The 16,246-nt window shown below is 37.2% G+C and carries 26 protein-coding genes; 9 read left to right on the top strand and 17 right to left on the bottom strand.

The genetic code is table 11. From position 1 onward, the window contains the following. Window positions 1-9: 9 nt before the first annotated feature. From OCV27_RS07675 to OCV27_RS07660, 4 genes are all read left to right on the top strand, one after another. Window positions 10-180 (top strand): hypothetical protein, encoded by a 171-nt coding sequence (locus tag OCV27_RS07675; RefSeq protein ID WP_185759870.1) that lies wholly within the window; start codon window positions 10-12, stop codon window positions 178-180. A 53-nt stretch (window positions 181-233) separates the two neighbouring features. After that, window positions 234-653 carry a virion protein gene (locus tag OCV27_RS07670; RefSeq protein WP_337969029.1) on the top strand — a complete coding sequence of 140 codons (420 nt, stop codon included), beginning with the start codon at window positions 234-236 and terminating at the stop codon, window positions 651-653. A 91-nt stretch (window positions 654-744) separates the two neighbouring features. Next, on the top strand, window positions 745-963 hold the full coding sequence (locus OCV27_RS07665) for a hypothetical protein (protein ID WP_337969028.1): 219 nt from the start codon (window positions 745-747) through the stop codon (window positions 961-963). Then, window positions 963-1,115, top strand: coding sequence for a hypothetical protein (locus OCV27_RS07660; RefSeq protein WP_337969027.1), 153 nt, complete (start codon window positions 963-965; stop codon window positions 1,113-1,115). Before OCV27_RS07665 ends, OCV27_RS07660 begins: the two co-directional genes overlap by 1 nt. A 167-nt stretch (window positions 1,116-1,282) precedes the next feature. On the opposite strand, the gene OCV27_RS07655 is transcribed toward OCV27_RS07660, so the two are convergent. The 5 genes from OCV27_RS07655 to OCV27_RS07635 form a co-directional block, all read right to left on the bottom strand. Further along, window positions 1,283-1,702 carry a DUF3653 domain-containing protein gene (locus OCV27_RS07655; protein WP_337969026.1) on the bottom strand — a complete coding sequence of 140 codons (420 nt, stop codon included), beginning with the start codon at window positions 1,700-1,702 and terminating at the stop codon, window positions 1,283-1,285. Between the two features lie 268 nt (window positions 1,703-1,970). Continuing rightward, window positions 1,971-2,282, bottom strand: coding sequence for a hypothetical protein (locus OCV27_RS07650; RefSeq protein WP_125323353.1), 312 nt, complete (start codon window positions 2,280-2,282; stop codon window positions 1,971-1,973). A 243-nt stretch (window positions 2,283-2,525) separates the two neighbouring features. Then, window positions 2,526-2,771 carry a hypothetical protein gene (locus OCV27_RS07645; RefSeq protein WP_125323297.1) on the bottom strand — a complete coding sequence of 82 codons (246 nt, stop codon included), beginning with the start codon at window positions 2,769-2,771 and terminating at the stop codon, window positions 2,526-2,528. Window positions 2,772-3,035: 264 nt separating this feature from the next. Next, window positions 3,036-3,254, bottom strand: coding sequence for a hypothetical protein (locus OCV27_RS07640; protein ID WP_125323298.1), 219 nt, complete (start codon window positions 3,252-3,254; stop codon window positions 3,036-3,038). A gap of 342 nt (window positions 3,255-3,596) precedes the next feature. Continuing rightward, window positions 3,597-3,812, bottom strand: coding sequence for a hypothetical protein (locus tag OCV27_RS07635; protein ID WP_125323299.1), 216 nt, complete (start codon window positions 3,810-3,812; stop codon window positions 3,597-3,599). 330 nt (window positions 3,813-4,142) lie between these two features. Between OCV27_RS07635 and OCV27_RS07630 the strand changes: the two genes are divergently transcribed. Further along, window positions 4,143-4,388, top strand: a complete 246-nt coding sequence (locus tag OCV27_RS07630) for a helix-turn-helix domain-containing protein (RefSeq protein WP_125323300.1) — start codon at window positions 4,143-4,145, stop codon at window positions 4,386-4,388. A 20-nt stretch (window positions 4,389-4,408) separates the two neighbouring features. Here the strand turns inward: OCV27_RS07630 and OCV27_RS07625 are convergent, their stop codons facing one another. From OCV27_RS07625 to OCV27_RS07595, 7 genes are all read right to left on the bottom strand, one after another. Further along, window positions 4,409-5,035: an IS30 family transposase gene (locus OCV27_RS07625; protein WP_245986879.1), complete on the bottom strand. Its 627-nt coding sequence runs from the start codon at window positions 5,033-5,035 to the stop codon at window positions 4,409-4,411. 141 nt (window positions 5,036-5,176) lie between these two features. Continuing rightward, window positions 5,177-6,034 carry a hypothetical protein gene (locus OCV27_RS07620; RefSeq protein ID WP_125323302.1) on the bottom strand — a complete coding sequence of 286 codons (858 nt, stop codon included), beginning with the start codon at window positions 6,032-6,034 and terminating at the stop codon, window positions 5,177-5,179. A gap of 125 nt (window positions 6,035-6,159) precedes the next feature. Then, the gene (locus tag OCV27_RS07615) at window positions 6,160-6,708 is read right to left on the bottom strand and encodes a hypothetical protein (protein WP_125323303.1); all 549 of its coding nucleotides are present in this window, start codon (window positions 6,706-6,708) and stop codon (window positions 6,160-6,162) included. Window positions 6,709-6,942: 234 nt separating this feature from the next. After that, entirely contained in the window at window positions 6,943-7,440 is a 498-nt protein-coding gene (locus tag OCV27_RS07610) for a hypothetical protein (protein WP_125323304.1), read from the bottom strand. 174 nt (window positions 7,441-7,614) lie between these two features. Further along, the gene (locus tag OCV27_RS07605; protein WP_125323305.1) at window positions 7,615-8,064 is read right to left on the bottom strand and encodes a DUF302 domain-containing protein; all 450 of its coding nucleotides are present in this window, start codon (window positions 8,062-8,064) and stop codon (window positions 7,615-7,617) included. A 102-nt stretch (window positions 8,065-8,166) separates the two neighbouring features. Then, the gene (locus OCV27_RS07600; protein WP_337969025.1) at window positions 8,167-8,310 is read right to left on the bottom strand and encodes a hypothetical protein; all 144 of its coding nucleotides are present in this window, start codon (window positions 8,308-8,310) and stop codon (window positions 8,167-8,169) included. A 170-nt stretch (window positions 8,311-8,480) separates the two neighbouring features. Next, the gene (locus tag OCV27_RS07595; RefSeq protein WP_337969024.1) at window positions 8,481-9,008 is read right to left on the bottom strand and encodes a Dabb family protein; all 528 of its coding nucleotides are present in this window, start codon (window positions 9,006-9,008) and stop codon (window positions 8,481-8,483) included. 270 nt (window positions 9,009-9,278) lie between these two features. On the opposite strand from OCV27_RS07595, the gene OCV27_RS07590 reads away from it, so the two are divergent. Further along, complete coding sequence (locus OCV27_RS07590; RefSeq protein WP_125323456.1) at window positions 9,279-9,818, top strand: DUF2726 domain-containing protein; 540 nt, start codon at window positions 9,279-9,281, stop codon at window positions 9,816-9,818. Between the two features lie 31 nt (window positions 9,819-9,849). On the opposite strand, the gene OCV27_RS07585 is transcribed toward OCV27_RS07590, so the two are convergent. Next, a complete protein-coding gene (locus OCV27_RS07585; protein ID WP_125323455.1) occupies window positions 9,850-10,857 on the bottom strand; it encodes a substrate-binding domain-containing protein in 1,008 nt (335 codons plus the stop codon). Between the two features lie 241 nt (window positions 10,858-11,098). On the opposite strand from OCV27_RS07585, the gene OCV27_RS07580 reads away from it, so the two are divergent. Then, window positions 11,099-11,431 carry a hypothetical protein gene (locus tag OCV27_RS07580; protein ID WP_337969023.1) on the top strand — a complete coding sequence of 111 codons (333 nt, stop codon included), beginning with the start codon at window positions 11,099-11,101 and terminating at the stop codon, window positions 11,429-11,431. Window positions 11,432-11,486: 55 nt separating this feature from the next. On the opposite strand, the gene OCV27_RS07575 is transcribed toward OCV27_RS07580, so the two are convergent. Together OCV27_RS07575 and OCV27_RS07570 are read right to left on the bottom strand one after the other, a co-directional pair. Beyond that, on the bottom strand, window positions 11,487-11,801 hold the full coding sequence (locus tag OCV27_RS07575) for a hypothetical protein (protein ID WP_125323503.1): 315 nt from the start codon (window positions 11,799-11,801) through the stop codon (window positions 11,487-11,489). 96 nt (window positions 11,802-11,897) lie between these two features. Then, window positions 11,898-12,677 carry a substrate-binding periplasmic protein gene (locus OCV27_RS07570; RefSeq protein ID WP_337969022.1) on the bottom strand — a complete coding sequence of 260 codons (780 nt, stop codon included), beginning with the start codon at window positions 12,675-12,677 and terminating at the stop codon, window positions 11,898-11,900. A 607-nt stretch (window positions 12,678-13,284) separates the two neighbouring features. Here OCV27_RS07570 and OCV27_RS07565 point away from each other — a divergent pair. After that, on the top strand, window positions 13,285-13,467 hold the full coding sequence (locus tag OCV27_RS07565; protein WP_125321347.1) for a hypothetical protein: 183 nt from the start codon (window positions 13,285-13,287) through the stop codon (window positions 13,465-13,467). 186 nt (window positions 13,468-13,653) lie between these two features. Here the strand turns inward: OCV27_RS07565 and OCV27_RS07560 are convergent, their stop codons facing one another. Both OCV27_RS07560 and matP read right to left on the bottom strand, forming a co-directional pair. Then, entirely contained in the window at window positions 13,654-13,965 is a 312-nt protein-coding gene (locus tag OCV27_RS07560) for a DUF3634 family protein (RefSeq protein WP_125321349.1), read from the bottom strand. Window positions 13,966-13,974: 9 nt separating this feature from the next. Further along, on the bottom strand, window positions 13,975-14,421 hold the full coding sequence (gene matP / locus OCV27_RS07555; protein ID WP_125321351.1) for a macrodomain Ter protein MatP: 447 nt from the start codon (window positions 14,419-14,421) through the stop codon (window positions 13,975-13,977). A 169-nt stretch (window positions 14,422-14,590) separates the two neighbouring features. Between matP and OCV27_RS07550 the strand changes: the two genes are divergently transcribed. Continuing rightward, a complete protein-coding gene (locus tag OCV27_RS07550; RefSeq protein ID WP_125321353.1) occupies window positions 14,591-16,234 on the top strand; it encodes a S16 family serine protease in 1,644 nt (547 codons plus the stop codon). Window positions 16,235-16,246: the final 12 nt, after the last annotated feature.

The following is a 16,246-nucleotide window of genomic DNA, read 5'->3' as shown; positions in this document are numbered from 1 at the left end:
GAGGACATTATGAAATATTCTAATCCAGAAAAAACAATGGTGAGTTGTCATCATCCAGTCAATGGCCAGTTGTATATCGTGCCTCGTGGAAACCGACTATGGTCTGAATTTGGTATTGATATTGCCGAGCAGGAACACCGAATTGACGAAGCCGATCCGCAACCAGAGCTAGCGCAGTAATGCGCCCGCTCTATCTATCTCTCACACTAGGAGCCGTTGGAGGGCTTATTTATATGGCATACAAACAAACATTGCCTCGCGGCGTTCGGAACAATAACCCATTAAACATCCGCGAAAGCAAAGGTGATACCACACAGTGGCAAGGTGAATCACTGTTAGACACTGACAAATCATTTGAAGAGTTCACTAATCCCGCTTATGGATTTCGTGCCGGTGCGCGGGTACTTCGCTCTTATGAGCGACAAGGCTTCAGCACGTTAAAAGAGATGATCAATCGATTCGCTCCCTCTCATGAGAATGACACGGACAACTACACCAAGTTCGTGAGCAAGGAAACAGGCATAGCGCCCAATCAGCGTGTTGACGTGAATGACAATGACCAATTAGCGAAATTGCTGCATACCATGTCACGTATGGAAGTGGGTGATTATTATTCGCTGAAAATGGCGCAAAAAGGAGTGTCATTGGCATGACAAAAGAAGACTGGAAAAAACTTGGAATAACCATTGTGGGTGGCGTTGCGGCGGCCTACACCATTAAATTTTTAAAAGCGAGTAAATTACTATGAAAAAACTATTAGAGAAAATGGGTATCAATTTAGATGAGCCTTCCACACAAAAAGGTCTCGCGTTAGTTGGGGCGGGTGCGGCATTAGCCATCGGTCATCCAGAGTTATTAACGGCAAGCGTGACGCCTGAAGGCGTCCAATACGGCGGCATTATTGGTGTTGCCATGCCCGTAGCTATTGGTCTTTGGGAAACCATCCGTAAAGAGTTTCAATAATGGATTACCAAGCACTAGTTATTTTCGCGATCAGCTCTTTGTGCTCAGGTATTGGTGTTGGGGTGACACTCAAAACAGATGTGAAGTGGTTGCGGCTCATGCTTGAAAAGATAGATGAGCGTGTTACAAGGCTTGAAAATGGGAATTCGTGATGAGGACAAATCAGCGTTGGCCCTTGGTTGTGCTTCCTACTCTATTGCTGATGTCTTGGTATGCTTATGCACGAACGAGCAAAGAGAAAGATAGGTTAACACCGGTTCCCCCACCCACCCGGTCAAAGATTGCGAACTTGGGTAATTTAATTGACCAGTTCTAAAGCTTATGAAGAGTTAACAGGGCGTTTTACGCCCTGTTTAGTTTTTAATCTATAACGTTTCTTTTTTTTGCGCCTAAATTGGATGACGTTTGAGGTTGTTTTAAGACACACTCTGATATCCAGTTCCATCAAGTCATAAGCGGTTAATTCCCTACCGCCTGGCGTAAATAATTTATCCCCACGAATTTTAAAGCCTCTCCACTCTTTAGACGTTGGTAAATAACCACGATGCATGATGAGCAGTAGACGCACGACTGATAGTGGCCATGTGCCTTTTTTCTTCCAGTTTTTGATTGTTTGGGGAGTGACGCCGAAATAGTCGGCCGCTTCTTTAATCGAATCAAAATGCCAAAGCATTAAGTCTGATATTTGGTTGCCATACAGATTATTTTGGAATAGTTCTTCTTTTATTTGTCTTTTCATATGATCCATGTCTCATTATTATTAATGAAGCAAAAATCATATTTTTCATAGTGCTCAGCCACAAATGCTAATAAACTAGGCATTAATAAAACTTTCCTAATCTGTGATAATAGTTCAGCGATACCTCTTTTATTAATATAACTATATATTAATCAGTGACTTATTTTTACATAAGACAGCATAATGCGCACCAAGGTTGTAGGAGCAAAGTTGTAATGTCTTATGGAAAAGCCCGCTCAATGTCGGGCTGGAAAATAAGTATGTACAATTAGCTTAGCTTCATAAAACTAGGAGATTGAAGAGTCGTTCTGTCGCCCCAACCTGTAATCGCTCTGCTCAATCGCGCAACCTCATTATAATTATAATTATTTTGATAAACACTACGTACTGGCGTAGGTTGCTGATGTTGGTTACTTTTTTGCACCAATTTTTTTATTTCTGTCATGTTGTAATCATTGCGATAGGCACAATTACGGATTCGTTTAGCCGGTAACTGATCATCTCTTCTTGTAGAAGCAGCCTTGTTATTAGCTACTGATAAATCATTAAACATTGCAATTTTGTTGGATACACTCATCATTAAGTTTCTCATATGAAGTTATTAATAAGTTAAAATTATTCAACAGATTAAACTGCCATGTCACAAGATTATTGTTGAAATATTCTGTGGAATTCTTCCTTCAACTAGAAAACAATATAGAACTTGTTTCTGGTCAAGACCTGATAAATGAATCTGGGGTTAACATACTAAATAAGTATAATACTTCTGATATCAACGATTTGAAGTCATAAATCACATAATTCGCATTAAGGTGTGGGCCAGTTAAATTTTATCAAAGTCGTCTGAGAACTGGCAAAGCCAAGGTTTATTCCAAGGATACGTTTTAGACCAATTTGATTTAGTGTTCGTTATCTTAACTGCCCCTCCCTCGTTGTCAAAATCCTCACCGTCCGAAATATAATAGGCTTCAATTGAAAAGTCAGTCTTGTTAAAACCTTTTTCGATGATGATTTTATTGAAGTCTTCCTGTTCAGTGTTACCTATGTTGACACGCATTAGTTCATTCATGACGCTTCCTTTTAGTGATGGATTATTAATCAATAATTAGGATGCATTTAAATATTAACTTTGTAAAGTAGAGCCAACTACGACCTGAAAGGCTTCCCCAATCCTTATAGATTAAACCTTTGTAACATAATCAGTTGGTACCACATTGGGACTATAAGCCACTATTAAAGAATGTGGCTTCCGCCATCCCCTGCTCCCTGCTAGTCTCGCGACTCTCAGGGTCAGGGCTGGAGAAGCTATTTGAAAGCAGTCAGGTTATTTGGGCTATTTAATAGGGTAATGGTATTCTAAGGATGCTAAATAAGCTTTCTCAAAATCCTCTTGAATAACAAATGTTTTAGAGCCTACTTGGTCCACCCAGTCAGTATTGGGCTCACAAAGTCGGTCTTTAGGTATGAAGTAGTTGGTATATGAACCAGTATAAAGCAAACCATCGTTAGTCACTGCCCACTCAAAGAACTGATGAACAATTTCCCTAGACATCCTATGACCCTCTTATCCTTCTCAGATAAGTAAATAATAGTCCACAGTTCAGAAAAACCTTAATGCGCATTATCCGACATTATATTACGGGCTTGCATTGTAAAGCGGTGCTTACTCAGAGCATGTACGCCGCAAGCGGCGACAATGAGCCATTCGCTCACTCTGCCTTTGCTGCTTCAAGGGCGTCTGTGCTGGCGCAATGGTACTGACCCCAAACCACTCAACATAATGACGTGCCACATAATGTGCACCAAGATATGGCCCAGATAGAAATGTCCTGTTATCTTGCTGGACACTTGAAACTATCAAGAAAATGCTATAGCTTTTTGCTTTTTAATTAGGCTAAGCTAGAACTCCAACAGGAGGTTTAGCTGGCCTTAGAGGAAATGTTACGTAATATATTTTTCTTTCTTTGTCCCCGACGAAAGCTCCCGCAAAATCTTTAATCTGTTCTTGGCATACAGACATGTAGTTACGAGCCTCTTCGAGACATTCAAACTCTACGGACTCTTGCTTTCTTGATTTCCTAACGACGACCAATCTATACAATGTGTTCATGGTACACCTAGCTAATTAATATTATTATACAGTATGATTATAGTTGCTTATTGCGTTAGTGATAATCCGAATGTTCAACCTGCAATCCATAAAGGGACCAAGTTTCATCCTTGGTCTCTAGCCTTTAACCAGGTGTTGAGTGGTAGTGATTCCTATCATTTACAATTAAATCAGACAGATATTTTTTAGTCTCGAATAATCAGACTAACTTTTATTATGTGTAACTCGCTCAACCCCCTTCTGTCAGATGAAACGCAACACCCTTGAGGAAGTTCATTCTTAACGTAAACTCTTCCTCGTTTCGTTTCATCTTTGATAGAGAGTGATTTTGTGGGAAAGCCTAAATTAACCAGTGAGCAGCGTTTTTACATTGAAAAAAGATTGGGTGAGGATATCTCTAAAAGAAAGATTGCTAGAGAACTTAATGTCTCACCCAGTACGATCTCAAGGGAAACAAACAACAATACTCTGGATGATTTCAAGGGTATTTATTGTTGGAGGATCGCCGACAATATAGCGAAAGAAAGATGCGCTCAGGCTAAATCAGAGCACACCTTTAGCCCCTCCGTCGCCTGAAACGCAACACCTGTTATAAACTAAGCAGCCATCAAATGCTCTAAAAAAACATCATTCGGTGACCGGTACCCTAACGAAGCTCGGCCTCGAGTATTTAATATATGTTCCAGCTCCGCAATTTCCTCTTCACTCACCTTATTAAAATCAGTGCCCTTTGGATAGAAACGCCGGATTAAACCGTTCGTATGTTCGTTTAATCCACGCTCCCAAGAATGATAAGGCCGTGCAAAAAAGAAATCGGACCCTGTGATATCTGCAATATCTTCATGGGCTGCAAACTCAGAGCCGTTATCAGACGTGAGGGTTTTGAAATCATAAAATGTCGAACCGTGGACGTCTTTAAATGCTTCTACCACCGTATTCGCTTGTTTATTGGCGAGTTTCCGAATGACAACAGACTTCGACATTTTATCGACCAATGTCAGTAAAAATGATTTCTGACCTGCACCAAAGATGGTGTCTATTTCAAAGTGACCGAGCTCAGTTTTTTCATCCGCAATCTCAGGTCTATTTTCAATACCAACACGATTTTTAATATTGACGCGATCACCAGAGCCACTGTGCGTTTTATACGGTTTACCTCGATGAGGGAGAAGCTGATAAAGCAGGCCTCCTTGCTCTCTATCTCTTTGAATATAGCGATAAATTGTACTTTCACTGATTTGAATATCATGTTTCAGATTCAGTTCACCACTGATGACATCTGGAGGGGCACAGGAAATTGAAAAGAGCCGAGAAAAGGCGGCCGTAGCCGCCGATATTTATATCCAGCCACGCTCAGAAAACCATTACAATATGATTTCACCTGATGTAAGGTCAAAGACATTGCTTCCAGCAGGTATTGTAGACTCCTCAGATAAGCCAACTTCTATAAATGGCTGTAATTTACCACCAAAGTTAGTCGTGGAATCATTAACATAATCTATATGAAACTTTTGATTAGGTGTATACAACGACTCAGCTTCACCAACATTATTTCTCCATGAATAAGGAGCAAAGACTCTCGCAGACTTGGGATCAGTAATTTTAAAAATTACTGTTGATTCGTCAAAAACCTCTTCGAATTCCCCAGCCAATATAGGGTTTTTAACCACAGCAAAATTCTTAAGTACCCCTGGATTTTCAGTAAAAGATAGAAAGTCTCTATTAGTCAAATAATCCCCTGCTTCTATCTCTCCATTTCGAAATGAGATACCGGAAGTCCCTCGAGATGAGCTTCCTCCTCTATACAGAGTTACTTCTCCGGTATTAGGAAGCTTATTGACCGCAGTGGTTATTTTTTGAACTCTAATAGGTGCAGTGTCAGGAAACTCTCCAGATAGACCCATTGGTAAAGGTTTATCCTCCCCGTATCTTAAGAAATCATTTGCTAAAGCATTAGAGTCGTATGAATACAAATTTAAATACTTCTCCTCCTCCTCTGTTAGATTCACCTCACTGGAGTTTACAATTAGGCTTTGTCGTTCAAGTGCTTTAGGTCCCAAAGTAGCATTATCATATTCAACACCTTCACTTAGAAGCTCTTCAAGTGGCCGTTCTAGTAAAGGAAGGGCACAGGCACCATCTTTCAAGCCGGACCATGCAGCCATAGAGTTGACGAGCAAAATTGCTAGAAAACTGGATAAAAAAAGTTTATTATTATTCATAATGAAGTACCATAGCTCAATATATACATTTTATTATGTTGATGTTTATTAACAGGTGTTGCGTTTCAGGCGACGGAGGGGCAACAGCTTCAATTACTCGCTTATTCTTGGAGCGTTCAACAATATTAGTTTTGTGGGTTATCTAATAAGAAAACTCCTACCGATGATGAATAACTATCGTCAAAGTGCCACTGAGTATCTAATTGGCCTAACATTCCATCTAAGTAATAAGTTCTATTGCCATAAAACTCACTTAGACAAGCTTCGTCAAAAGCAAAGTTATCCGGCTTGTAACACGATGACCTAGACTTTGTCTGTTTTACACCTGAGGCAAATCCAGAGCTATTATAATTAGGCGCAAAACTTCCGTATTCACCCTGATTAAACTTAACCACATTAAAGCGAATTTCATACGATTGATTTAAAAAAATTGTATTACAATTGATATTGTGTGAGCCTAAATAGCTGCTATCAAGCATTTCAATTACTTCAAAGCGAACTGCTTTTTCAAGTAGGTTGCCAGAAAATTGATGATTTCCCACAGTGCAGTGTACCTGCATTGTTTTGTCTAATTCTCCGTTGATTGTTGGGTAGATAAAATCAATGCTAGTACCTGAATGAGCTACGATTGAAATGGTTAAAAATGGTAAAGCCATTAACGTCGAAATATTCATTTTTATTCTCACATATGTTATCAATAGACGAGTTCTTGTATGCGCTTTATTTTATATCATTAATTGATCGCTTTTGTCTCGAAAGTAATATGACAATAATTTTGATGAAGTTGCATGAATTAAACTCTGATTATTAATTAAGGAAAAATAGAATAACGAGGCCCCCTACTCTAATTACATCTTTATTCCTTTCTATTAAACATAAAATTGAGACAATGTCTTTTCTATTAGCCCTTAGATAGATAAGTTCTTAAGCCAGTAATTTAAGGTTTGATGGAGTGTTGCTAATTGTTCAATAATTGAATTAACTTCGTCTAGTTCTTTATCTGTTAGAACTCTAGAGATAGTATCTACTAAAATACTGTTTAAGAATTCAGGTGATACCTGTGTCCCAATATCAAAGTCAAGTATTCCGTCAGACTGCATACTTTCCAATTTTTTAGATAAATTTTTAATGCATTTAGCCAGAGCGAGCGCGATAGAATCATTTGGAATATTACTGAGTATAGTCAGTATAACCTGCGTTTTAAGCTTAGCTAGAAGCATAAGTAAAGTCAGCAAATTAGCATTTTTTTCCAGTCCGTTTATAAAAGCAATAATTATATCGATTTGTTCAAGATCGTTTTCAACTTGTTGAATTATTGTAATATTTGCTTTGGTGTTTACTGACTCAAAATCATTGGATATCGAGTTAGTCCAAGTAGTTGGTATTGTGGAAATGCTATTGGCCATAGGTCTTTGATTATTAACAACGTGGTGATGTGGCCATGATAAAGATGTGAGGCAGATTTTCAAGTAGATTGAATGTTAGGTCTTGTTTAATCAAGAAATTTCACAATTTACTTCCTTGAAAGGAAGAATGAAAAGACCGCTTATTTGACGATCTTTTTCATACTATAACATTACTTATTTAACAGATTGGCTCGCTAAACTGTTTAATACACCACTTATCTTAGTGAGTATTTTGTCACACCCTTCTATATCGTGACGTTTTTTTAGATACATTGGATTATTGTATGCAATCCAAGTTTTTCCTTTATCATCCTCATAAATGAGTGCTTTTTGTGGGAGATCGATTGCTACCTCTTGAGCACATTGCATAAGTTCAGTACCAACTTTTGGCTTGCCAAAAATTACCACTTCTGTTGGCCTTAGTGACATATTTACTTTTTCAGCATTTTCTTGATGGTCTACACGAGCAAAAACGTTAAACCCTTTTTCTTGGATATTAGCAACGAATTGATTGGTAGTGTGAGTTACTGAGTGTGGGCTAGATAGTTTAATGACACTATCTTCAGCCCATGTGTAAAAGGAGAGCATGGAAACACTTAATATGGCCGTTGCAGTTTTGAACATACATTGTCTCACTTAATGTTTTGGCTATAATTCATCATTTTCGCTTTGATTTGAAACGAAAGCAATACTCAGCTTTTAACTTCTTCAGAAAGGTAACGTTTTTCAGCTGATTCTATCCCAAGGTCCAGCCGAGAAAGATGAGGTGTTATTTTTAATGATATCGACTCCATAGCCAATACTGGGTTGAACAAAAGAATTAGAGCTCGACAGTATTGCGGCAATCGATAGTATTTTTATTATTTTCATAGGGATAGAACCTTAATTATTGGTATGAATAAGAAAAACACTAATAACATTAATCTCAAATACTCAAAATATGTATCATCATCGCTCTGAAGAAAGATCACTGAATAAACAGTAAAAGCCTACTGGGTTGACTGTAAAATACTGATTTTAAAATGCGTTATTTCTTTGGTTTACAATTGGTAATCAAAAACTAAAACACCAACATAATCGCTGCCATCTACATTCTTTCCAACTTTCAACAAAGGTCCGACAAAGTCTTTAAATTTTTGATGGTTATTGTCAAAATAATCAGAGTCAGAAATTGCGGGTGTACCAACATAATAATTAAGATTTCCCTTAGATGTGAAGCTCACGATAAATGCAAGATCATAACCTTTACCCTGCCCTTCTTTGCTGATGTTTTTAGCACCGACTTCTATGTTTTCTATATAAAACTCACCATTGCGCTTAGAATTTTTCAAGGCTAAGAATCGGTTAACAATCTCCTGTTTCTGTTGTTGCGTTACGCCTTCTTTTAAGTCAAAAAGAACAATGTGTCTTGTTATGCCTTTTTCAAAATCAGGTTGAGTTTTTTGTACATAGCTTTCAGTTAAAATGGTTTTAGGGCTACTGGCATATCCATTTTGATTATCATTCATATGAGCCAAACTAGAAAAAGAAATCGAACCTATAATGGCTATAGTTAAAGCAGTTTTCATTAATGTTTTCCTGAACTTATTGCAACATAAACTGATAAGACCTGATGTTTTTGTTATTAATTTCAAACTATGACAAAAAAGATTTTGATGGGCTGCATGAAGGATCAACGTTTATCTCAACTAACAACATAACCCACATTAAAAGTAAGAGTTAACTTGAGCAATATTTCATAAACAAAAGTCCGTTTATAAATGCGTTGGTAGTCATGAATGAAAGTGTTTAAATGATTTCATTGATTGTATTTTCAGTATTTCTAGGGAATAGGAATTATGTTATTACTCGTTTGTATCATCATCGTGTCAGCCATCATCTTTATCGTATCGTTGTTTACTCGGTCAAAAAAAACACCTGCAGAGATTTTGTCATCTAGTGAACAAAATATTTATCAGTATGACTCTCATACATTGTTTGCATGCCCTGAAGAGCTTGAATTTTATCGTGCATTAACAATAGCTGTAAAAGGTAGAGAAATAATTTTTGTCAAAGTCAGAGCTGTTGATTTGTTGAAACCTAAAAAAGGACTATACAGTGGTGGTGACTTGCAGCGAGCTTATAATAAACTGTTACGCAAGAATGTCGATTTTGTGCTTTGTGACCCAATGACACTTGAAGTACAAACTCTTATTCAATTGGCTAATGACAAACACAAAACTGGCATAAAAGAAGAAAATTATGTAAAAAAAGCAGCTAAAACTGCTGGTATAAAGGTGAAACGATTCTCGAGTGAAGAGTCTTATAATTATGCCGAAATAGAACAAAAACTATATGGTGAGCAAGTAGAAATTAAAAGCTTGTACGCCACACGATAGGCTCTGTTCTAACTCTATACCTTGCTGATAGTTAATTTTTGGTACAGGTTTGATAGTTTTCTTGGGTGCAATATGTCATAGGTATATATTGTATCTCATCAATATCTTGTTTGTTTGCCAGCTTATAAAGAGTCAATATTGCTTGCCTGCCCATTTCATAGGGGTTTTGGCCTATATTGGCATTAGCAAGCCCGTCTTTTAAGTACACCAATTGTTCATCTGCTGTATCTGCGGTAATTATAAGTATTTCTTTGTCATTTATTGCCTGCTTATATGGTCCAGCTACATTTCTGTACTCAGACAAGTATTGACTCCACCCTCCGACAGCGACTACTGCGTGTATGTTTCTTTCTTTATACGAGTTGAGAACATTTTGAAGATCTTCTAATGCCTGCTCAAATGAACCCAAGTTATAAAGTGGTTTCCCTGATTCTTTCCAACCGTTTTCTCCCATCAAACGTTTGCCTGGTGAAGTATCGTATTTTTTCCCAGATAATGCAGAGCGTATACCCATAACTCTTAAATTGAGATTTGGAGAATCTGAGCGTCCGCTTTGGATAATAATGGTACCACCACTTGGTCTTTGAGCTTTTAAGGCTTCTCCAAGAGATTTACCTAGTTCAAAATTATTAGTACCTATATAAGCGGCTCTCAGATTAGGGTTTCTAATAATAGCTTCTGAAGGAAAGTCAGAGTCATATGTTATTATCGGAATACCAGCAGAAAGCGCCCTTTTTATACTGTTTTCTAAGATAAATTTTGATTGAACTACGGCTATCGCTATTCCATCTACCCCTTCAGATATAAGTTCTGTAATTATTCTATCTTGTTTACGGACATCGACCCCTTTGGTACCGCGAAAAACGCATTCAACATTACCCAACTCTTTGGCGGCGGCTTCACATCCTTCCCTACTTGCTTGAAAAAATGGATTGTTTTCTTCTTTGGGTACCACTGCAAATTTGTATTGTTTTGCCACAGCAAGATCTACAGTAAAGAAGGTAAGAATTAAAACAACGCTAGATTTTACCCAGGACATAATGCGGGCCTCTTCCATTAGTTTGTAAACAAGTTTGTCTTTAATTGTATAAACAATAGCCTAAAATTTGTGCCTTTGGAACTAAGTTCAAATTCTACGTCAGGGTAATGTCATGAATGCAAAAATGCCAAATGATCACTTTTTGATATTCAATTATTTTGATAGAGTTTCATCACAGATCAATCTTACTTTCTGTATGGCTACAATTATCCATATCGCTACCTAAAAAGGTTAACTCTAAATGGACACTGAAAACCTTCCAAGTAGTAAAACAATCGCTTGTGAAGATCACTTGATTATTTGGTTCTGGGAAACCTATATGCATAATAAGGGACTAGAACAAAGTGCTATTTTAGTTGAATTAATGAATCTTGGTGATTTACTTGTTAAAGTTCGACAAACGCAGCCGGGTTTTCTACTAAAAAGTTCTAGTTCTGAACTCGTTTGTGAGGCGGTTAGTCAGACGGTAATTACTGGGGATGTTTTTTATCATAAAAACAAGCATTTTATTAATGAAATAAAAATGCTTATAAAAAATAACATAGCTTCCACTGTGTTAAAACGATGTTTGTAATTAAAAACTTAATTGTTCCAATAACCTAAGTTCATTATAAACAACTATATGTCAGTTACTCTGTTGTTATTTTTTCTATATTATTTAACGAGCATGACTCTGTGCCAGAAGGAGAAGTAACCACCATTTTTTGAAAACCAATAACTAGGTTATGCTGAACAGTTCCACTTTTATAGGTAATAATTTCCGCACTGTTGATGCCCTGTGCTTTTACATTACTTTTGCCATCTGAGGTTGTACAAACCATTTTACAGCCTCCAATCTTGCATGAAGCTTTACTAATAAACTCAATATTTGGATTTGTTGCTGCTACGGCAGAGCTCATGAGTAATATCATACTTACCATAGTCGTAATAATGACTGGGTTCATCTATGTCCTCCTTTGAATATTAGGGATTATATTGTTGTAGAGTTTACTTTTCGAGTAAAAAATTAGCAATAGCACAACAGTAAGTGAACTTCAATTTTATCTATAATTGAAGTAGTTAGGACCTTGATTTTGAACAATATCTTCTCTGGTATCTTCAATTTTTTGCCAAATATTTTGTGCTATCTGTGAATTATTCTCTATGAATTTATGACTCAAAACTAAAAAATAGTCCTTTGTTTTTATGGCTGGCTGAATTTGCTTTATGGTCAAAATTTCGTGATTAAGTAAAAACTGTTGAGCAGTAGTATCTTGTAGTGCAATAACAGGTAAACGTTTAAGTTCTAACATACTAAATAATTGCTCTGTGGTTTTCACTTCATGAACCTTTAGCTGTTTTTCTTGCAGATCTTTTACTATTGAATATCCAAGGTGTGCACCAATTTTGTAGTTTGAATTAGCAAGTTTTTCGCCATCCCAATTCACTGGTTGTTCATTTAATGCATAGAAGTAATAGCCAATAGTTGCAATACGTTTACTACTGTCTGGCTTATCTTCATTCATTGGGTATTGAGCATATTGGGCACGTTGTTGGTTATAAGAAAAAATAAAACCGCCATCTACTTTACCGGCAGCGATTTCTTGTAAAACTCGTTTACCAGGTAAACGCAAATATTCAATCTCCAGTTTTAGTTTTGCGGCAACATGGTTGAGTATATCTATTGCTAGGCCTGGAGGGCTAGCGATCTCTGCACCGTTACCCATCTGAAACGGATACGATTCAATGTCAGAATATGCTAATTTTATAGTTAGACACCATGCCTTCATGGGAACAATTAACATGAAAAAAATGTATACACTGGATGTTAATCTCGTCATATCATTATCTCCTGCTGTACTCTTGAAAGAATAGGAAGACTTTTACTGATAGATCGAAATTATGATGATATTTATTGTGATTAGTGAAAATAAAAAGAACCGACTCTATTAGAGTCGGCCTGTTACCCGAAACAGCAAACGTAAGACATTGGGACATGTTCCCAAAGCGCGGCTAAGGTAACAAATTATAAATTTTATGAAACCTAGATTGCTCGTGTATGTGATGCATTACCAATAATTAGCATCACTTATGGATACTTGAGTATATATACAACATTAAACAGCTTTTTTTATGAGCATAACTGGGTTTTTATTTGGTTTAACTACTCTTAAGTTTATTTAAAAAAATTCATGATGCCAAAAAATTCAATGACTTACAATGTTAATTTATTTTGAGATGCGTTTTTTCTTTTTTATTCTCACAATCTATTTATGTTGATAGTTCATGGTTTTGTGAAGTGTGTAATTTTTAGCATAAAGCTATTCTCGTGCCACAGATAAGTATTAACGACGATAATCTTAGGTTTCAGTTTTAGTAGGTGCACAACATGATCTATATCAGTATTGTTAAAGATAGGTTCACAAGTCATTGACAAGAGAGGTCGAGATGAAAGTACTTATTCAATATACTCAGACTGGTAAATATCGAGATCAAGCGTGGGAAGCTTACACATTAAGAGCAAAAGGCGACCTACATGCAGTCACGCCCTCTTATGCAGCTCAGCTAATTAAACAAAACAAAGCTAATCTATTTACAACGGAAGATTCTGATATTGTAATAGAGTCATAAACATACTTATTTGAGCTCTCTGTACGATCAGAGAGCTATTTTATCGATTAGCGACAAGAAAATCTCAAACATTCATATAATGGTTATTTCAATAGAATTGAAACTAGTACTATTTTTCAATTCCAATTCTACCGGGATGGCAATCTCTAATACTTTTAGTTTGCTGTAGCTTACCGACTAAGAGCGTTAACTTATCTTTTTTTTACCTTTGGAGCGAAAGCTTTGATGTGGGAATACATTTCGAATGCGTTGCTGTACTGGTTTAGGTGTGTGCTTAGAGAATACCAGTTTTGCCCCACTACGTTGCTGGTAAACTTTGAATTCGCCGTCAAAAGGGTTTTGCTTGGCTATTTCAATCACGTTATGGCGAAAAGTCGCTGGTAAGTGCCCTTTTTGTTTAACGACTTGACCAGACTTAAATTTAATAAGTAAAACGGGCCTATCTATTGCTACAAGCCAAAAGATAAGCGATGCTGCAACCAAAATAGCATAGAACATATCGTCTCCTTAATCTAGAAGTTTACTCAAATCCTCTTTTAAACTACTCACAGCTTTACTAGCCTTCTCACTTCGTGAAGCTTCTGAGAGTAGATATTCGATAGCGTCTGACAAAGTACATCCTAGTTCGTTAGAACGAGTGGATAATTTCTCCCAAACGCGATAATCAAGATCTATGGATTTCTTCTTAGTGTGAAGCTGCTCCGCGTTAAAGTGACGTTTACGCTTTGCTCGAATTGCTTGTTTGAGCTTATTATCTAGCTCTTGTGACATGTGCTGTTCTATCCAACCCTGTATTTTTGTAGGCTCAGATTCAAGCTTTTTTAGCTCATTAACTGCACTTTGTGCTTCACTTGAATCTAGATGACAAGTAATGGGTTCACCATTTTTCCATTTACTTATCAAATAGCTCCATTTCCAGCCACATTCTAAATTTTCAAGCTGTTGGTATTTCATAATTAAATCAATTCCACTTCAACTATGGTTACAGCGTAACTCAGCTTAATTAGAGTTACAACATCAATTATAGAATTAATCGACTTGGATCATTAGATAAATTTGCAGTGTCATCCTTAACAGATTTTTTATATAATCTAAAACCTTACCAAGCATATGAATACTATTGATGAAGCAAGAAAACTGGCAAGCACTCACCCCACAATATACCGAGTTTGACGACACAATATCTAATTTTGAGAATTTATCCGAAGTCAGTTTTTTAGACATACAGCCTCGTCTTAAACAAGCACTCTCTACATTGGTAGCCGTTGAGGGTTTTACTAAAATGCTTGTTGTTAATTCTCCTGATAATGCCTTCTATCGGTCAAGTATTCAGCGTGCTTTATCAAGCTTAACCGACAAGCCAGTGCTTGGGACTGAAAGTATTAATATGAATGAGTTGCTGGGTTGTTACTCATGTAATAAAGCTGGACAAATTACAGTGCAGAGAACTGGCTTAGTCGAAAGAATCAATGACGGATTTCTTATTGTTTCAGCAAATATGTTACTAGCAAACCCAAGTAGCTGGCCGATATTTAAAGCTATTTTCTTGGGGGAACCAATCAGCCCCATTTCCACAACACCTAAATATCTAGCTGACGATGTACCAAGATCCTCCTTTTCTGTAAAGCTCGTAGTAGTAGGAAATAGAGATCAAATTGCAGATTTGGAATATATGGATGGCGATCTCTACAGTGGTATTGCGAACTACACTGAGATTGAAGATGATATGAATGTTACCAAGAATTCTGTAGAGCACTATTTAGGTTTTTTATCGTCTTTGATCAAAGCGTTTAACCTACCGAGTCTATCTTTTGATGCCATACATAGGGTAATGGTTGCAGGTGCTCGTTATAGTGAAGATCAGCGTTATATGCCAATTGAACCACTGTGGTATTTGTCTATCTTTCAGGAGGCTAGTTTATACACTGATGGTAAAATAATCGATGAGCAGGCAATTGACCAAGCACTTAATGCTAAATACCAGCGTGAATCTTATCTGCCAGAAAGAGCCCTCTCTGATATTTTAGATGGGCAAGTCATTATCGAGACTCAGGGTGAGTGTATTGGTCAGGTTAATGGACTGACCGTAATTGATGTGTCAGGACACCCTTTATCTTATGGAGAGCCCGCTCGTATATCTTGTGTTATCCATTTTGGTGATGGTGATATATCTGATGTAGAGCGTAAAGCAGAACTTGGAGGCAATCTCCATGCTAAAGGCATGATGATAATGCAGGCGTTTGTTTCAAGTGCGTTAAAGTTAGATGAGCCACTCCCTTATTCAGCTTCCGTAGTTTTTGAACAGTCATATTGCGAAGTGGATGGAGATAGCGCAACCCTTGCAGAGCTTTGTTCATTTGTTAGTGCATTATCTGATTATCCAATAAATCAGCAGATCGCAGTCACTGGGGCTGTAGACCAGTTTGGCCGTGTTCAAGCTGTAGGCGGGCTAAATGAAAAAATAGAAGGTTTTTATCGTGTTTGTAAACATCAAGGTTTGACTGGTAAGCAAGGTGTCATTATTCCCAAAACAAATTTGAAGCACCTCGCATTAAACAAGGAAGTAGTCACTAGTATTAAAAGTAATGAGTTTCATATCTGGTCTGTTGAGACAGTTGATGAGACGATACCAATTATCATGGGTAAACCCTTTCGTGGTGATGATGAAACAAGCGTGATTCATAAGATTGCCCAACGGATAGAAAGTTATGAAAAACATGAACATCCATTGGGAATTGTGGAACGCATCAAAAACTGGTTCTTATAGTGCAAACATTGT

The sequence above is a fragment of the Vibrio pectenicida genome (genome assembly GCA_024347015.1).
GTDB classification, from domain to species: domain Bacteria; phylum Pseudomonadota; class Gammaproteobacteria; order Enterobacterales; family Vibrionaceae; genus Vibrio; species Vibrio pectenicida.
This window is presented reverse-complemented; position numbering and strand designations above follow the sequence as displayed.

Coding starts and splice junctions, on each gene's coding strand:
- OCV27_RS07675 (WP_185759870.1), top strand. CDS start 10: ATGAAATATTCTAATCCAGAAAAAACAATGGTGAGTTGTCATCATCCA.
- OCV27_RS07670 (WP_337969029.1), top strand. CDS start 234: ATGGCATACAAACAAACATTGCCTCGCGGCGTTCGGAACAATAACCCA.
- OCV27_RS07665 (WP_337969028.1), top strand. CDS start 745: ATGAAAAAACTATTAGAGAAAATGGGTATCAATTTAGATGAGCCTTCC.
- OCV27_RS07660 (WP_337969027.1), top strand. CDS start 963: ATGGATTACCAAGCACTAGTTATTTTCGCGATCAGCTCTTTGTGCTCA.
- OCV27_RS07655 (WP_337969026.1), bottom strand. CDS start 1,702: ATGAAAAGACAAATAAAAGAAGAACTATTCCAAAATAATCTGTATGGC.
- OCV27_RS07650 (WP_125323353.1), bottom strand. CDS start 2,282: ATGATGAGTGTATCCAACAAAATTGCAATGTTTAATGATTTATCAGTA.
- OCV27_RS07645 (WP_125323297.1), bottom strand. CDS start 2,771: ATGAATGAACTAATGCGTGTCAACATAGGTAACACTGAACAGGAAGAC.
- OCV27_RS07640 (WP_125323298.1), bottom strand. CDS start 3,254: ATGTCTAGGGAAATTGTTCATCAGTTCTTTGAGTGGGCAGTGACTAAC.
- OCV27_RS07635 (WP_125323299.1), bottom strand. CDS start 3,812: ATGAACACATTGTATAGATTGGTCGTCGTTAGGAAATCAAGAAAGCAA.
- OCV27_RS07620 (WP_125323302.1), bottom strand. CDS start 6,034: ATGAATAATAATAAACTTTTTTTATCCAGTTTTCTAGCAATTTTGCTC.
- OCV27_RS07615 (WP_125323303.1), bottom strand. CDS start 6,708: ATGAATATTTCGACGTTAATGGCTTTACCATTTTTAACCATTTCAATC.
- OCV27_RS07610 (WP_125323304.1), bottom strand. CDS start 7,440: ATGGCCAATAGCATTTCCACAATACCAACTACTTGGACTAACTCGATA.
- OCV27_RS07605 (WP_125323305.1), bottom strand. CDS start 8,064: ATGTTCAAAACTGCAACGGCCATATTAAGTGTTTCCATGCTCTCCTTT.
- OCV27_RS07600 (WP_337969025.1), bottom strand. CDS start 8,310: ATGAAAATAATAAAAATACTATCGATTGCCGCAATACTGTCGAGCTCT.
- OCV27_RS07595 (WP_337969024.1), bottom strand. CDS start 9,008: ATGAAAACTGCTTTAACTATAGCCATTATAGGTTCGATTTCTTTTTCT.
- OCV27_RS07590 (WP_125323456.1), top strand. CDS start 9,279: ATGTTATTACTCGTTTGTATCATCATCGTGTCAGCCATCATCTTTATC.
- OCV27_RS07585 (WP_125323455.1), bottom strand. CDS start 10,857: ATGTCCTGGGTAAAATCTAGCGTTGTTTTAATTCTTACCTTCTTTACT.
- OCV27_RS07580 (WP_337969023.1), top strand. CDS start 11,099: ATGGACACTGAAAACCTTCCAAGTAGTAAAACAATCGCTTGTGAAGAT.
- OCV27_RS07575 (WP_125323503.1), bottom strand. CDS start 11,801: ATGAACCCAGTCATTATTACGACTATGGTAAGTATGATATTACTCATG.
- OCV27_RS07570 (WP_337969022.1), bottom strand. CDS start 12,677: ATGACGAGATTAACATCCAGTGTATACATTTTTTTCATGTTAATTGTT.
- OCV27_RS07565 (WP_125321347.1), top strand. CDS start 13,285: ATGAAAGTACTTATTCAATATACTCAGACTGGTAAATATCGAGATCAA.
- OCV27_RS07560 (WP_125321349.1), bottom strand. CDS start 13,965: ATGTTCTATGCTATTTTGGTTGCAGCATCGCTTATCTTTTGGCTTGTA.
- matP (WP_125321351.1), bottom strand. CDS start 14,421: ATGAAATACCAACAGCTTGAAAATTTAGAATGTGGCTGGAAATGGAGC.
- OCV27_RS07550 (WP_125321353.1), top strand. CDS start 14,591: ATGAAGCAAGAAAACTGGCAAGCACTCACCCCACAATATACCGAGTTT.